Consider the following 13,892-nt stretch of genomic DNA (forward strand, 5'->3'; position numbering starts at 1 on the left):
ATGGCGCGGGACACACTGCTCAGCCTGCGCCGCATCTGCCGAAGCTTCGGCGGCATCCAGGCGCTCGACACGGTCTCGCTCGACATCGCCAGGGGCGACATTATCGGCCTGGTCGGCGACAATGGCGCCGGCAAGTCGACGCTGATCAAGATCCTGGCCGGCGCGCATGACCCGACTTCCGGCGAGGTCATCCTCGAAGGCCAGGCGCGAAAACTGGCGCCGCCGGCCGAGGCGCAGCGCCTCGGCATCGAGACGGTCTACCAGGACCTGTCGCTGATCGGCACTTTCACCGCGGCCGAGAATTTCTTCCTCGGGCGCGAGCTGGCGCATGGCCGCGGCCCGGCGCTGCTGCGCTGGATCCGCCGGAAGTCTATGGGCGACACCGCGATCAAGGGGCTCGACGAATTGCATATCGACATTCCCGGCGTGCGCACAAAGACGGTCGAGCGCATGTCGGGCGGCCAGCGCCAGCTGGTGGCGATCGCACGCGGTGCCTTCTGGGGCCATAAGCTCTTGCTGCTCGATGAACCGACGGCGGCACTCGGCGTGCGCGAATCGCGCGAGGTGCTCGAGCTGATCAAACGGCTGGGCGCCAAGGGACTGACCATTGTCATGGTCACCCACAATCTTGATCACCTCTGGCAGGTCTGCAACCGGGTGGTGGTGATGCGCAGGGGCCGCAAGGCCGCCGATCTCTCAAGTTCCGCCACCAACATGGAAGAGGTCGTCGCCTATATAACCGGCGCCAAGGAGGCGATGACTGCCGCGGACATGGAGGCCGGCGCATGAGCGCGACCGACGCCATGACGCTGCACCGGCTGCTCGCGGACGCACCCAACCGCTGGGGCCATTGGGGCGCCGACGACGAGATCGGCGCGCTCAACTATCTCACCGCCGAAGAGGTCAAGCGCGGACTGGCGACGGTGCGGGACGGTCGCACCTTCACGCTTGGCGTACCGATCGCCAGCCACGAAGGCGACGCGGTGTTCCCCGGCCGCTGGCCAGCCAAGCATTTCATGGTCGCCGACAAGGCCGGGTTCGAAAACGGCCATTGGCATCCCCTGCCCGGCGGGCTCGAATTCGCCGACGATTATGTCACCGGCTTCGCCCAGGCCGGCACACATTGCGACGCACTCGGCCATATGTGGTTCGACGACACGCTGTGGAACGGCTTTCCGGCGTCGAGCACCAATGGCGGCATGACCAAGGCCGGCATCATGCCGATCGCCGAGCGCGGCATTGTCGGACATGGCGTGCTCCTCGACATCGCGCGCTTTCGCGGCAAGCCGGTGCTCGATCGCGCCGAGACCTTCACCCACCACGATTTGATGGACTGCGCGCGGGCGCAAGGCGTCGAGATCCGGCCGCGCAGCATCCTGCTCGTCCGCACCGGCTGGGTCGGCGCGCTGGCTGCCGGGCAGCAATCGGTCGGGGACAATTATTGGGAGCCCGGCCTGACCTTCAGCATGGACCTCGTGCGCTGGTTCGACGCCATGCAGGTGCCTTGCCTGGTCACCGACACGCTGGCCAACGAAACCACCTACGATCCCGAAACCGGCCTGATGCTGGTGCTGCATGCGGCGCTGATGCGCAATCTCGGCGTCGTCTTCACCGAGATGGCCGCGCTCGACCGGCTCGCCGCCGATTGCGCGGCGGACCGGCGCTACGAAGGCTTTTACTGCGCCAGCCCCACCAAGGTGAGCAAGGGCACGGGCGGTTCGGCAAATCCGGTTTTCATCAAATAGACGGAATGGCTTCCATGACTTCTGCGGACAACGAACTCTGTTTCCTGCCGGCTGCCGAACTGGCGCAACGCATCCGGCGCCGCGACCTGTCGCCGGTCGAGGTAACCGAGGCTTATATGCGCCGCATCGAAGCGCGAAACCCCGTCATCAACGCCTATACGCTGGTCCTCGGCGACGAAGCGATGGACGCAGCGCGCGTCGCCGAAAAGCAAGTGATGGCCGGTGTTCCGCTCGGCCCGCTGCATGGCGTTCCGGTCGGCATCAAGGATCTTGACGATGTCGCCGACGTGCCGACATCGATGGCGTCGCGCGCCGTGAAAAACAGGGTGCCGCAAACCAGTGCCGCGGCTGTCGAGCGGCTGCTTGCCGCCGGCGCCATCGTGCTGGGCAAGACCAACACACCGGAGTTCGGCCACAAGGGTATCACCGACAATCCGCGTTTCGGACCGACCAGCACGCCGTTCGCGATCGGCTACAATTCCGGCGGCTCGTCGGGCGGCAGTGCCGCCGCGGTCGCGGACGGCATGGCGGCACTGGCGCAAGGCACCGATGGCGGCGGCTCGGTGCGCATCCCCGCCTCGTTCAGCGGCACTGTCGGCTTCAAGCCCTCCTTCGGCCGTATCCCTTCGGTGACGCGTCCCGACGGTTTCCTGTGGGCGCATCCGCTTGTCCATATCGGGCCGCTGGCGCGCACTGTCGGCGACGCCGCGCTGATGACCAAGGTGATGGCCGGTCCGCACAGCCGCGACCCGCTCAGCCTGCCGGACGATGGTGTCGACTATGTCGGCGCGGCGACTGGACCGTTCCGGCCGCAGCGCGTCGCCTACAGCCCGCGCCTCGGCAATTTCCCGGTCGATCCTGAGGTCGCGACCGTGGTCGCCGACGCGGTCGAGGCCATGCGCGACAACGGTATTGCTGTCGACGAGATCGAAGTCGATTTCAGGGCCGACCACAAGGACCTCGCAGCACTTTGGGTGCGTACGATCTCGATCCACTACGCGGCAATCGCGGTCTACTGGAAGCAGGAAGGCATCGACCTGATGGGCGAGCATGCCGGCGTGCTCACCCCGCAATTCCTCACCATGCTGAAGGACGCCTACAAGGTGTCCGCCGTCGACCATGCGCTCGACGATCTCCTGCGCACCGGCGTGCATGACGGGCTCGAGGATGTGTTTGCGAGCCACGATCTGATCGTGTCGCCGACGCTTGCCATTCCGCCGGTGAAGAATGCCACCGACGGTAACACGATCGGACCGACCTCGATCAATGGCGAGGCGGTCGATCCGCTGATCGGCTGGTGCATGACCTACCCGATCAACTACACCGGCCATCCGGCAATCTCGGTTCCAGCCGGCCTGACCGCGCAGGGCCTGCCGGTCGGCCTGCAGATCATCGGGCGACGCCACGCCGACGAAAGCGTGCTCAACATGGCGGCGCGCTTCGAGCGCATCAGGCCATGGTTCCAGACTTATCCAGGGCTTGCTGGATAGAGCGGAGGACCTCCTAAATCGGCAGCTGCAGCAGCTCGGAAATCACCAGGCCGGCGGCACCGAGCAATGCGGCGCCATCGCCCGCATCGCCGGCGATGAATTCGATCGCGCCGCCCGGGCGCGAGGGTACCATGGCGCGGACATGATCGGCGATCGCGCCGAGCAGACGATCGCCGCCGAGCACGACGTCGCCATGCAGGATGAAGATGTTGGGCGCCACCGTCTGCTGCAGATTAGCGATGCCGACCGCCACGTTGCGGGCATAGCGGTCGAGCAGCTTTTCAGCACCCGGCACGCGGCGATCGGCCATGTCGACAAGACGGGCCGAGTCGATCAGTTCGGGTTCGGGCAGGTCCGCATTGGTGGCCTCGCGCCGCAGCCAGCTCAGCGTGGCGATGGTGTCCCAGCAGCCGCGCCGGCCGCAGCGGCAGAGTTCGCCGTCGAGCTGCACGAAAGTGTGGCCGAGCTCGCCACCCGCCCCGGACGTGCCGCGATGGAGATGGCCATCGAAATAGAGCGCGCCGCCCAGCACTTCGCCGGTGTAGACGACCGCGAATTGTCTGACGCCACGGCCGGCGCCGAACCAGCGGTCACCGACCAGCAGGGCGCGCGGATGATGATCGAGCTTGACCGGCAGGCCGAAGCGCCGGCCGAGATCGTCGGCCAGCGGATAGCGGTCGAGCGCCGGGGCCAGATTGACGGTGACGATCGAGCCGCGATCGGTGTCGACCATGCCGCCGACGGCGACCCCGATGCCAAAGGGCTTGCGCCGTGCCTTGGCAAGTGTGTCGCCGACACATTCGGCAATCGTCTCGATGATCGGTGCGACCTGCCCCCTGCCATCCGGCAGCGCCATCTTGCGTTCCGATTCGATCTTGCCGTCGAGCGTCGCCACGCAGGCGTGCACCGCGTCCGGCATCAAAAGCACGCCGCAGATGGGACGGGCTTTCGGCGAGAACCACAGCGGCCGCGCCGGCTTGCCACCACCGGGATTGGCGGGCATGGGATCGCTCTCGACCAGCACCTCGTCGTCGATCAGCGGCTGCACGATGCCTGAAATCGTCGTGCGGTTGACGCCAGCCATGCGCGCGAGTTCGGCGCGGCTGGTGGGGCCGAGATCAAACAGCGCCTGCAGCACGCGGCCGCGATTGGTCGAGCCGACCATGGAGGACGAGAGCAGCGCCTTGCGCGGGCGCCCTGCCCTTTCCGTGCCGGCACCATCGCCGGGCGGCGCGAACGCTGCGTTGCGGGCGCCGTTCGGGCTGTCGTCGTCGGTAATATTCATCGCTGGGTTTTCGCGCCGCCACTCTCAAAAACCTTTCTAGCCCAGGAGTTTGCCGGTTTCGAGAACTTTGTGCGAGACGGCAACAAACTGGACCGTGCAGGCTCCGCCCTCAGGGCGTATCGGCAGAATCGTCCGGAGCTTGCTGAAAACCCTGATGGGCGGGAAGCGACCGCAGCCGGTCGAGCCATTTCATCCGCGAGCCAATGAAGACTTGCGCGTCTGGTTGGTATTCGCCCGGATCGGTCATCGTCGCGGCGTGGACGTGAACCTCCGAAGGCCATCTCCCAGAGCGGAAATAGAGCCTTGTGCCGCAAGTCGGGCAAAATCCGCGGAACGTCCCGGGGCTGCTCTCATAGTGCACGATATCACCGGTCCAGTTCACGTGCTCCCGCCTCATCCCAAGGAAGGCCGTCAGGGGGAGGACGTGGCGCGCCGGCAGTCAACGCAGTGACAGACCAGATTGCGCGTGGTGTCTCCGGAGTAGGTCCAGCCAACCGCCCCGCACATACAGTTTCCCGTAAGGACCATCGCATCCTCCCCTCGCCATGCGCCCAACCCGCCCAAATTCACTCGTGCGACGCGTGAAGCGCGTCGCGTCGAAAGAGATTTATGCGACGCGCTTCAGGGCGGCATGCATAAAATGCGCTGAGCCAGCCGCTCAGGCGCGTTTATTTGCGACCTTGGCGGATTTCGATTTTGCTGGAAGCGTACCGACAAAGGCCAGCGCGAGATCGAGCCAGCCGCGAAGGTCGGCATCGGTCGCGGTGCCTTCCGGCGCGACACGGACGTAGCCTTCCATCGAACGCCCACCCATCTCCATCGGTCGCGCATGGGGACGCAGGGCCGCCTCCGCATGCGCGGCCTTGCCGACGCGGACCAGCAGCCCGCGTTTCGAGGTTCCGATCAGCATGTTGCCGTTGAGCATGAAGCAGGTGCCGCCGAACATCTTCTGTTCGGTGAAGGCGCGCTCACCAAGGGCGGCGCGCAGACGCTCGACCATGGGATCGGAGGCCGCACTGGTTTTGATGACTGACTTTGCCATGCTCACCACTCCGCGATTGCGTGGTTACAGGCAAGCACGGAAGCAGGCGGCGGTTCAAGGTGGAGAGTGAGGTGCGAGCTGTCACGCTGGCCTTCGCCAATCGCCAACGTTGAAGACCAACGCGCTACCTCACGCCGGCACCGCCGGCTTCAGCTCCGGGAATTTTTCGTCGAAACGCGCCGCCCAGCGAGTCAACCGGCCACGGCCCTTTTCCCATTTGCCGGCGAAACGCAGCGCGAGATAGCCGAGGCAGGCACGCAACGCCATCTGACCGGCGGTGATCTTCTTCGGCAGCTTTGGCGGGTTGGCGTTGAGTAGGTCCAGTGCCGCGGTGATCTTCGCCCATTGCCGGTCGAGCCAGGGCTGATAGACTATCTCCTCAGGCCGCGTGCGGCGCTCATAGACCATCGACAGCGCACAATCGCAGATGCCGTCTGCCAGCGCCTCCAGCACTTCTGCTTCCAGCCGCTTGTCGGGATTGCGCGGGAACAAGGCGTTCTTCGAAATCCGGTTGAGGTGCTGGGTAATGGCGCGGCTGTCGTGAATCGACCGACCATCATCGAGCACCAGCACCGGGATTTTGCCGAGCGGATTGGCGCCGATCAGCTCGGCCGGTTTGTCCTCTGTCTTGACCGGCACCAGATCCATCGCGATCCCGGCATAGGCCGCGGCCATCCTTACCTTCGAGCTGTAAGGAGAGGTGGAGGCGTAGAGCAGCTTCGGCATGATCGGTTTCCTGTTTGCAGGCGTCCAGTGTTGACTGGACAGACGCTTGCGATCAACCGCCAGAGCGCAGAAAAACAGCAGCCAGAAACCGGTTGCGGTTTCCGCTCCAGACATCACGGACAAGCCGACAGACTGGTACGCTGGAAAATACGAGCGAGCGACAACCGCAGGCTGACGGGATTTCAAACCTGCATCCGTATCGCACCAACCCCAGGCATTGCGCCGGGGCCTTCGCCAACCTAGGCAAGGAGACAATCCAAAGGGCAAGCGAGGCAGCCAGTCGCCGCCTCGCTTTGCTTGCCCCTCGGTCCCATCCCGATGTTCAGCCCTCAGGGCTGAACCCGCCGCCGACTTGTTTTCGATCCAGTGCGTCAGAGCGTCCTTGCCGAGCCCCGAAGGACACGCGACGCCCCAACGACCGGTCTACTTCTTGGCCGGAGCCTTCGCCTTCGCAGGCGCTGCCTTGGCCTTCGGCGCGGCGGCTTTCTTCACCGCAGGCTTTGTCGCGGCCGCTGCTGCTTTGACAGCCGGCTTTGCCGCTGCCTTAGCGGCGGGCTTTGCCGCAGCCTTGGCAGGCGCTGCTTTCTTGGCCGCGGGTTTTGCCGCCGCCTTGGCTGCAGGCTTCTTCGCCGGTGCTGCCTTAGCGGCGGGCTTTGCCGCTGCCTTGGCGGGCGCTGCCTTCTTCACTGCGGGCTTCGCCACAGCCTTGGCCGCTGCCGGCTTCTTGGCCGGTGCTGCTTTCGCCGCTGCCTTCGCAGGCGCTGCTTTCTTCACTGCTGTTGCGGCCTTCGCCGCGACTGCTTTTGCGGGTGCTTTCTTTGCCGGTGCCTTGGATGCCGGCGCTTTAGATGACTGCTTAGCCATGTCATGCCCCTTCACGTTATGCCGATGGCCGTGAATGACCCCGGCGCGCAATGCATATCTGACTCGCGGCTCGCTAGCCAGCGAAGCAATGGTATGATTTTCTCAGCTTAAATTTTCGTTGAGATCGACACACGATCGCACTGATCATCGCAAAAATCCGCTGTTGATCTTCTGATACCGCCAGCAATTTCACACCGGCATTCTCGATGCGAAGCCATCATGACGCTGCGAAGATTAGCGAGTAGCTTCACGCATGATCTTCGGCCGCGAATATCATGACCTGCCGCCTCATCGAGGCGATCATCTTTTGCAAGCGAACGACCCATGCGGATCACGAGCGCGATGCGACGACCAATCTGATGATCACCTTGTCAAGCATGCTTCGGTCAACTGCTGACAAGTTGACAGAATACTCTGTGTAGCAGAGTATTCTGCACAGGAGCTACCGCTGCCGAGGTTGCCGAGCCCCATGGCGACGGCCCAAGGCTTTGCCGCATTGGAGCCCATCGGTGAGCGCTGACGAGATCATCCATCAGAGCATACGGCTCAGGATCATGGCCATCCTGAACACGCTGGAAAGACGTGAGGCACTGGAGTTCAGCCAGTTGAAGGCCATGATCGAAGCTACCGATGGAAATCTCGGAGCGCACATCGATACGCTGGCCAGAGCGGGCTATGTCGATGTTGAAAAGCTCTTCGTCGGGCGACGGCCGCAGACCCGGATCAAGGCAACGACGATTGGGCGGCGGGCCTTTCGCGGCCACATCGCCTTTCTTCGCAAGATCATCGATCAGGCCGAGCCGGCGCGACGCAGGAAATAGCACTGCGATTGAGCGCTTTCCCTCAACGCGTGGCGACCACGGCAACGCCGGCGCCAATCATCACGCCGCCCGCCGCGCGGTTGACCCGTCGCACGATCCTGGGCGTGCGCAACAGATTGCGGGCGCGGCCGGCGAGAACGACATGCCCGCCGATCACCACGATCTCGACGGCCAGGATCACCGCGACCAGGATGCCGAGATGGGCTGATGTGAGCGAGGCTCCGACGACGTTGGGCAACAGCGCCACATAGAATAACGGCATTTTCGGATTGCCGAGGTTGAGCGCGACGCCGGTGGCGAAGATCGTCAGCAGCCCGCGCCGCCCGGAGACGGGCTGCAGCTCCGGCACAACGGGCACGGCCGTCCACAGCCTGATACCCATCCAGATCAGATAGGCCGCTCCGCCATAACGAAGCACCGTCATGACGATTGCCATCTTGGCGGCGATGATCGACAGGCCGAAGGCAGCGAGCGTCAGGAAGATGAGGATGCCGACCACGGTGCCGGCGCCGTAGGCGACGCCCGACGCCGCACCGCTGGAGATCGTGCGGGCGACGATGGTCATGTTGTCGGGGCCAGGGCTGGCGGCGAAGACGAAGAAGGCGGCCGCGAAGGCAAGGATGGTGGCAAGATCCATGGAGGCTCCCGAAAGTGATGCGTTGCTCTCGGGTGAGAGGGTTAACCGATTTGCCTGCCGGCGATAGCCCGAAAGTTCAGGGCCTTCGTGACACCAGCAGTGCAGCCGCGGCGGATACCGCGCCGAACAGGCAGGTGCCGCTCCAGCCCCACGCCGAATAGGCAAGTCCCGCGAGACCCGAGCCGAAGGCGCCACCGAGAATCATCGTCGCCATGAAGATGGTGTTCAGGCGGCTACGCGCGGTCGGATCGAGAGCATGGATGCGCGCCTGGTTGGCGACCTGCGACGACTGCACGCCGAGATCAAGGATCAGCACAGCGACGATCATCGCCGCCAGCGATCCCTCGAACAGGCCAAGGATGGCGAAGGCGGCAACCACCAGGCCGGCGCCGATCGAGACGATCACATGAGGTCCGCGCCGGTCAGCGAAGCGGCCGGCGAGCGGAGCCGCAAGCGCACCGGCAACACCGACCAGCGCCATCAGGCCAACAGCCGTGGCGCCGAAATGATAGGGAGCGGCGTCGAAGGCGAGAGCGAGCGTCGACCAGAAGCCGATGAAGGCCGCGAAGATCAGCGCCTGCACGACGATCGCCTGCCGCAGGATGCGGTGCGTGCGCAGCAGTGTCCACAGCGAGCCGAGCAACCTGCCATAACTTAGATCGGTGACCGGCTCGACGCGCGGCAGACGCCATGCGAGCGCGGCACAGGTGGCAAGCATCAATGCGGCGGCGGCCGAGAAGACGGCCTGCCATCCCCAAATGTCCGAGATGAAACCGCTGACGGTGCGGGCAAGCAGGATGCCGACGAGAATGCCGCCGGTGACGATGCCAAGCACACGGCCGCGCTCATGCGGTGCCGCCAGGTGCAAGGCGAGCGGCACGATCTGCTGCGTGACCGTGGCGAACAGACCAATGCCGATGCCGGCGACGACCAGCCAGGGAAAGCTGTGCGCCAGTGCGGCACCGGCAAGAGCGACGACCAGTGCCGCCGTCGTCGCCAGGATGAGGGAACGCCGCTCGATCCGGTCGCCGAGGGGCGCCAGAAACAGGATGCCGACGACGTTGCCCAGCTGCGTCACGACGGGAAGCGCCGAGACCGTGCCGGCGGACAGAGCGAACTGATGCGCCAGCAGGCCGAGCATCGTCTGGTTGTAGTAATTGTTGGCGACGGTCAGGCCCGCGGCAACAGCGAGTATGGCAAGCAGGCCATTGTCGATGGCAGTGCTGTGCGTGCCGGCAGGCGCATACATTGTCGTCACGATTGATAACCCAGGCAGATGGCGCCGAGCGCGACGACGGCGCAGGCGCCGACCCGCCGAGGCGTCAGCGTCTCGCCAAGAAACAGCCGTCCTATGAACGCCGCGAAGACGACGCTGGTCTCGCGGATCGCGGTGATCGGACCGGCAGGCCCGAGCGCGAAGGCCGCCACCACGACGCCATAGGCCAGCAGCGCGAACAGGCCGCCGCCCAGTGCCTTCCAGGTCTCCGGCGCCCGCGGGTCGACAACGAGCCGGCCGCGACTGGCGACGAAAGTCGCCGGCAGCAACGCGCCATAGGCCAGCAGGACCCAGGCGGTGTAGGCGCCGACATTATTCGCCGCACGAACGCCGATCGCATCGACCGTCGCATAGGCAGCGATGATGGCTCCCGTTGCCAGCGCATAAAGGATCGATGTCGTGGCGGCTCTTCCGCGTCCGAGCGAAAGACCCATGATGCCGCCACCGACCAGGGCAACGCCGACGGTCTCCAGAACGGTGAGCCGCTGGCCGGCGAGCAGGAAGCCGCCAAGGGTGACGAGCAGAGGCACGCTGCCGCGAACGATCGGGTAGACCTGTCCCAATTCGCCATATCGGTAAGCGGCCACCAGAAACGCGCTGTAGCCGACCTGCAGGCAGGCCGACAGCGCAACATAGGGCCAGGCCGATGTGGCCGGAAAACCGTTGAAGATGGCCAGAGGAATGGCCAGCGCCGTGCTGGAGAAGCTCATGACCGTGACGGTCCACAACCTGTCGGCGCCGGTTCGCAGGAAAGCATTCCAGCTTGCGTGCAGGATCGCTGCGAAGAGCGCGAGTCCGATGACCAGCGGGCTCATTGCGGCCTGCGCGAGGCGGAGATGATGTCCAGGGCAGCCTTGCGGGCGTCGCGGATGGCCGCATCCCCCTGCCCCATCTGTGCCATCAGGGTCGCGCCTTCAATCAGCATCAACAATGTGGCCGCCACGCTCCCGGCCCGCCCGCGCGGCATCACCTGCGCAAGGATCGACCGCATGCGCTGCCTCAAGCCATTCTTCTGCCTGGCGACAGCCTCGAACACTGGATGCCCGGGATCGCCGAATTCGGCCAACGCATGCGCGAACAGGCAGCCATGAAAATCCGGCCTGCGGAACCACTGGCCGTGCCAGTCGAAAATCTCTGCGATTTTCTGCTCGGGCGTGATGTTCTTCTCAGCAAGCCGGTCGAGCTGATCGTCGAACCGCCTGGCGCGATAGTCGAGCACCGCGACGATCAGCTCGTCCTTGCTGGGGAAATGGCGATACATCGTCATCTTGGCCACGTCGGCCTCGGTGATGATCCGGTCGATGCCGGTGGCATGAAAGCCGGCGCGCTTGAACAGCGCGTAGGCGGTTTCGACGACATGCTGGCGTTTGTCGGAGACAGGTGTCGGTGTCATAGCGCTTATCGAGTGATGAGACAGGTCTGTCTCATCACTACGGCAGATCGCATCTTTTTGTCAACAGGACGCACAGGAAATCGGTTACCGCTGATCGTGCTGCTGAGGCAGTTCGTGGGTAAGACGGTCGAATTCCGCGGGATCGAAATCGACGATGTCCAAGTCACGCACTTTCCGTCCACCTGCCCACGTTAGGAAGGCGGAGCGAAAGGCCGACACTGGCAGGTCACCGATATGGGCTGCCTCGATGCGTGGCATGATCGTATGCCTATGATAGCAACCAGCGTCCCATCGATCTACGATCTCGTCCGCTGTGACGAAGCTACCTGCGATGGCCTCAGCATCGATCTCGATCCAGACAGCTCCACGCCAGTTCTCTGAGTGGGGAACAAAGGTTCGCCAAGTGCTGATGGGATGCGACTGATCGTATCGGTCGGCGTCGAAGCCCCGGAAATCGAATAGACTGACGCCGCCGATCACTCGGACAAAGGGATAGTAGTCGGGTCCACGCGACGTCTTCCAGCGTTCGGCGTTGTCAATCTTTGGTTCGACCAACAACGCACCTGCGGTCATAATGGCGGGAAAGCGGTCAGGCCGTGTAGTGTGCCAAAGTCCTCCGTACAGACGATCATGCAACTCGCCTAGCCCAGCCATTGTGCCCCCAGGGCCGCAAGGTCGCAGCTGTCTGAAAACCCTGCTACGAGGATCTAACGCAGGACGCGGCAGCGGCCGTTATAGACCATCCAGCGGTCGAAGCCCGAGACGCAGAACTCGACATTGTCGCCGATCGAGGCAAAGCCCTGGCCTTCCTCGATCAGGTACCAGATGGTGCGGGCGCGGCCGTCGGAAAGGCTGACGGTGGCGCCGCAATAGCGGCGGCCGATCGGCCAGGTATCGTTGGCCGGCAGATAGCGGTGTTGATGGATGCGCTGGAAATCAGTGATCTGCACATCCGGCAGATGCGGCACGTGATGCACCTGGTAGGAGAAGCGGCTGGTGATCTTGCTCAACACCCAGGGCTGGCCGCAGACGCCGCCATCGTCGTCGGCATAGACGCCAAGGTCGGCCGCGTGCACTGCCTGGGTGACGCCGAGCGGCGCGGCAAGCGGCGTGCAGAACGAAATCAGGGCAGCAAGAGCGGATTTGGCGAAGCGAGTCATGGCAGCCTCTCAAGGTCGATTGCGCGCACTGTGCGGATTCGCTTGGCAGCGGTCAAGCGGTTGCCGAAACAATGGTTTCCAGAAACGATCTGGAGCGTCTACCAACGTACCTAGCGGCTACGCGTTCCTCTCCAGTATCAGTCCTCGGGAAGAAAGGCAGGGTTGAAGACGACTTCCCAAAGATGGTCATCCGGATCCTGGAAATAGCCGGCATAGCCACCCCAGAACGTATCTTGCGCCGGCTTGACGAGGCGCGCGCCAGCGCTGATGGCCTGAGCCATCACGGCATCGACCTCGGCCTCGCTGGTGACATTGTGACCGATGGTGAATTCGGTCGGGCTGCGGCCGGTCTGGGCGATGCCGGCGTCAACAGCGATGTTGGAGCGTTCAAAGATCGCGAACTTCAAACCATTCTGCAGATCGAAGAAGGCGACGGCGCCGTGCTCGAACTCCCTGCCGATGATGCCTTCGGTCGGAAGCCCGAGGCCGTTTCGGTAGAACTCGAGCGACGCTTCCAGACTGTCGACACCAAGCGTGATGACACTGATGCGAGCTTTCATTTTGGGTTCTCCTTTCTATATTCGGGACTTGCACGGTGTCGGTTTGCCATGGCGGGAGCGGCACGCCTTGAAGATTTCGGCCAAAATGGAATAGCGGGGCTGACGAAGGCTGAAGGGATGGAAGCGGTACTAGCGCAGACCACCGGCTTTTTCCAGGAACGGCCCGCAGAGAGACGGCTGGGTGCCGCTTTCGCGTCCGTCTGGGTCCACCGCATGCGCGACCAGGACGCTCCGCCTGTCGTGATAACGCCGGATGCGACGATCGACCTGCAGTGGATCGACGGCCGGTTCCGGGTCGCGGGACCGGACCGGGAGCCGCAGATCGAGGTACTGCCCTCAGCAGCGACGATTGTCGGATTCAGATTCCGGCCGGGGGCGGCGGCCGGTTGGCTGGGCGTGCCGGCTAACCAACTCGTGGGAGAACGCCTTGACCTCAGTGAGCTCTGGGGCACGAGGGCAAGCCATCTGGCGGGCCGCGTCCAGGCCACGCCCGATCTCGCCAAGCTAGTGGGACAGTTGGAGAAGGCAATCGGCGCATACGCGCAAGACCACCATGCGCCCGATGCGGGCATGGGCTTTGCCTTTGACCTGATCGACCGGGGTCTGCCGGCCGACAAGCCGCTGGTGCCTTTCCTCCTGCGCTCCCTGCATATGAGCGAACGGACGCTGCGGCGGCGTTTCGAGGAAAGTTTCGGCTACGGCCCGAAGACGCTTGACCGGATCCTGCGCTTCCACCGCTTCAGGCGCCTGCGGCAGATATCTGGCGATGCTTCGACCGCGGTCTTAGCGATCGAGGCCGGCTATGCGGACCAGGCCCATTTGATACGCGAAAGCAGGCGGCTCTCCGGCATCACGCCGTCGGTGCTGGCTGCCACCGGGGTGTAGCAGCGCCT

18 protein-coding genes are annotated in these 13,892 nt (G+C 64.2%); 5 read left to right on the forward strand and 13 right to left on the reverse strand.

What is annotated here, in order from left to right:
• The 3 genes from CKW40_RS24920 to CKW40_RS24930 are packed head-to-tail and all read left to right on the forward strand — an operon-like array spanning nucleotide 1 to nucleotide 3,235.
• Nucleotides 1-789 (forward strand): ATP-binding cassette domain-containing protein, encoded by a 789-nt coding sequence (locus tag CKW40_RS24920; protein ID WP_095202490.1) that lies wholly within the window; start codon nucleotides 1-3, stop codon nucleotides 787-789.
• Nucleotides 786-1,745, forward strand: a complete 960-nt coding sequence (locus CKW40_RS24925) for a cyclase family protein (RefSeq protein WP_095202491.1) — start codon at nucleotides 786-788, stop codon at nucleotides 1,743-1,745. Before CKW40_RS24920 ends, CKW40_RS24925 begins: the two co-directional genes overlap by 4 nt.
• A gap of 14 nt (nucleotides 1,746-1,759) precedes the next feature.
• A complete protein-coding gene (locus CKW40_RS24930) occupies nucleotides 1,760-3,235 on the forward strand; it encodes an amidase (RefSeq protein WP_095202570.1) in 1,476 nt (491 codons plus the stop codon).
• A gap of 13 nt (nucleotides 3,236-3,248) precedes the next feature.
• On the opposite strand, the gene CKW40_RS24935 is transcribed toward CKW40_RS24930, so the two are convergent.
• The 6 genes from CKW40_RS24935 to CKW40_RS24955 form a co-directional block, all read right to left on the reverse strand.
• Nucleotides 3,249-4,520, reverse strand: a complete 1,272-nt coding sequence (locus CKW40_RS24935; protein WP_095202492.1) for an ROK family protein — start codon at nucleotides 4,518-4,520, stop codon at nucleotides 3,249-3,251.
• 109 nt (nucleotides 4,521-4,629) lie between these two features.
• A complete protein-coding gene (locus CKW40_RS24940; protein ID WP_244571276.1) occupies nucleotides 4,630-4,917 on the reverse strand; it encodes a GFA family protein in 288 nt (95 codons plus the stop codon).
• Between the two features lie 14 nt (nucleotides 4,918-4,931).
• Nucleotides 4,932-5,048: a GFA family protein gene (locus CKW40_RS45975; protein ID WP_439331005.1), complete on the reverse strand. Its 117-nt coding sequence runs from the start codon at nucleotides 5,046-5,048 to the stop codon at nucleotides 4,932-4,934.
• Between the two features lie 130 nt (nucleotides 5,049-5,178).
• Complete coding sequence (locus CKW40_RS24945; protein WP_244571277.1) at nucleotides 5,179-5,562, reverse strand: TfoX/Sxy family protein; 384 nt, start codon at nucleotides 5,560-5,562, stop codon at nucleotides 5,179-5,181.
• A gap of 129 nt (nucleotides 5,563-5,691) precedes the next feature.
• Nucleotides 5,692-6,288, reverse strand: coding sequence for a glutathione S-transferase family protein (locus tag CKW40_RS24950; RefSeq protein WP_095202571.1), 597 nt, complete (start codon nucleotides 6,286-6,288; stop codon nucleotides 5,692-5,694).
• Nucleotides 6,289-6,711: 423 nt separating this feature from the next.
• A complete protein-coding gene (locus tag CKW40_RS24955; protein ID WP_179298101.1) occupies nucleotides 6,712-7,062 on the reverse strand; it encodes a hypothetical protein in 351 nt (116 codons plus the stop codon).
• Nucleotides 7,063-7,661: 599 nt separating this feature from the next.
• On the opposite strand from CKW40_RS24955, the gene CKW40_RS24960 reads away from it, so the two are divergent.
• A complete protein-coding gene (locus CKW40_RS24960) occupies nucleotides 7,662-7,973 on the forward strand; it encodes a transcriptional regulator (protein WP_095202495.1) in 312 nt (103 codons plus the stop codon).
• A gap of 22 nt (nucleotides 7,974-7,995) precedes the next feature.
• On the opposite strand, the gene CKW40_RS24965 is transcribed toward CKW40_RS24960, so the two are convergent.
• The 7 genes from CKW40_RS24965 to CKW40_RS24995 all read right to left on the reverse strand — a co-directional run bounded on the left by CKW40_RS24965 (nucleotide 7,996) and on the right by CKW40_RS24995 (nucleotide 12,999).
• The gene (locus CKW40_RS24965; protein WP_095202496.1) at nucleotides 7,996-8,610 is read right to left on the reverse strand and encodes a LysE family translocator; all 615 of its coding nucleotides are present in this window, start codon (nucleotides 8,608-8,610) and stop codon (nucleotides 7,996-7,998) included.
• Between the two features lie 76 nt (nucleotides 8,611-8,686).
• On the reverse strand, nucleotides 8,687-9,859 hold the full coding sequence (locus CKW40_RS24970; protein WP_095202497.1) for an MFS transporter: 1,173 nt from the start codon (nucleotides 9,857-9,859) through the stop codon (nucleotides 8,687-8,689).
• Nucleotides 9,860-9,864: 5 nt separating this feature from the next.
• On the reverse strand, nucleotides 9,865-10,701 hold the full coding sequence (locus CKW40_RS24975) for an EamA family transporter (protein ID WP_095202498.1): 837 nt from the start codon (nucleotides 10,699-10,701) through the stop codon (nucleotides 9,865-9,867).
• Complete coding sequence (locus CKW40_RS24980) at nucleotides 10,698-11,279, reverse strand: TetR/AcrR family transcriptional regulator (protein ID WP_095202499.1); 582 nt, start codon at nucleotides 11,277-11,279, stop codon at nucleotides 10,698-10,700. The genes CKW40_RS24975 and CKW40_RS24980 overlap by 4 nt, the downstream gene beginning before the upstream one ends.
• 84 nt (nucleotides 11,280-11,363) lie before the next feature.
• The gene (locus CKW40_RS24985; RefSeq protein WP_143748369.1) at nucleotides 11,364-11,834 is read right to left on the reverse strand and encodes a hypothetical protein; all 471 of its coding nucleotides are present in this window, start codon (nucleotides 11,832-11,834) and stop codon (nucleotides 11,364-11,366) included.
• Nucleotides 11,835-11,986: 152 nt separating this feature from the next.
• Complete coding sequence (locus tag CKW40_RS24990; RefSeq protein ID WP_095202501.1) at nucleotides 11,987-12,439, reverse strand: hypothetical protein; 453 nt, start codon at nucleotides 12,437-12,439, stop codon at nucleotides 11,987-11,989.
• Between the two features lie 137 nt (nucleotides 12,440-12,576).
• Nucleotides 12,577-12,999 carry a VOC family protein gene (locus CKW40_RS24995; RefSeq protein WP_095202502.1) on the reverse strand — a complete coding sequence of 141 codons (423 nt, stop codon included), beginning with the start codon at nucleotides 12,997-12,999 and terminating at the stop codon, nucleotides 12,577-12,579.
• Nucleotides 13,000-13,116: 117 nt separating this feature from the next.
• On the opposite strand from CKW40_RS24995, the gene CKW40_RS25000 reads away from it, so the two are divergent.
• A complete protein-coding gene (locus CKW40_RS25000) occupies nucleotides 13,117-13,884 on the forward strand; it encodes a helix-turn-helix domain-containing protein (protein WP_095202572.1) in 768 nt (255 codons plus the stop codon).
• Nucleotides 13,885-13,892: the final 8 nt, after the last annotated feature.

Origin of the sequence: Mesorhizobium carmichaelinearum (assembly GCF_900199455.1) — a bacterium.
Classification (GTDB): domain Bacteria; phylum Pseudomonadota; class Alphaproteobacteria; order Rhizobiales; family Rhizobiaceae; genus Mesorhizobium; species Mesorhizobium carmichaelinearum.

Bases quoted from the DNA above. Each gene is read 5' to 3' on its own strand.
- CKW40_RS24920 (WP_095202490.1), top strand. From the start codon at position 1: ATGGCGCGGGACACACTGCTCAGCCTGCGCCGCATCTGCCGAAGCTTC.
- CKW40_RS24925 (WP_095202491.1), top strand. From the start codon at position 786: ATGAGCGCGACCGACGCCATGACGCTGCACCGGCTGCTCGCGGACGCA.
- CKW40_RS24930 (WP_095202570.1), top strand. From the start codon at position 1,760: ATGACTTCTGCGGACAACGAACTCTGTTTCCTGCCGGCTGCCGAACTG.
- CKW40_RS24935 (WP_095202492.1), bottom strand. From the start codon at position 4,520: ATGAATATTACCGACGACGACAGCCCGAACGGCGCCCGCAACGCAGCG.
- CKW40_RS24940 (WP_244571276.1), bottom strand. From the start codon at position 4,917: ATGAGGCGGGAGCACGTGAACTGGACCGGTGATATCGTGCACTATGAG.
- CKW40_RS45975 (WP_439331005.1), bottom strand. From the start codon at position 5,048: ATGGTCCTTACGGGAAACTGTATGTGCGGGGCGGTTGGCTGGACCTAC.
- CKW40_RS24945 (WP_244571277.1), bottom strand. From the start codon at position 5,562: ATGGCAAAGTCAGTCATCAAAACCAGTGCGGCCTCCGATCCCATGGTC.
- CKW40_RS24950 (WP_095202571.1), bottom strand. From the start codon at position 6,288: ATGCCGAAGCTGCTCTACGCCTCCACCTCTCCTTACAGCTCGAAGGTA.
- CKW40_RS24965 (WP_095202496.1), bottom strand. From the start codon at position 8,610: ATGGATCTTGCCACCATCCTTGCCTTCGCGGCCGCCTTCTTCGTCTTC.
- CKW40_RS24970 (WP_095202497.1), bottom strand. From the start codon at position 9,859: ATGTATGCGCCTGCCGGCACGCACAGCACTGCCATCGACAATGGCCTG.
- CKW40_RS24975 (WP_095202498.1), bottom strand. From the start codon at position 10,701: ATGAGCCCGCTGGTCATCGGACTCGCGCTCTTCGCAGCGATCCTGCAC.
- CKW40_RS24980 (WP_095202499.1), bottom strand. From the start codon at position 11,279: ATGACACCGACACCTGTCTCCGACAAACGCCAGCATGTCGTCGAAACC.
- CKW40_RS24990 (WP_095202501.1), bottom strand. From the start codon at position 12,439: ATGACTCGCTTCGCCAAATCCGCTCTTGCTGCCCTGATTTCGTTCTGC.
- CKW40_RS24995 (WP_095202502.1), bottom strand. From the start codon at position 12,999: ATGAAAGCTCGCATCAGTGTCATCACGCTTGGTGTCGACAGTCTGGAA.
- CKW40_RS25000 (WP_095202572.1), top strand. From the start codon at position 13,117: ATGGAAGCGGTACTAGCGCAGACCACCGGCTTTTTCCAGGAACGGCCC.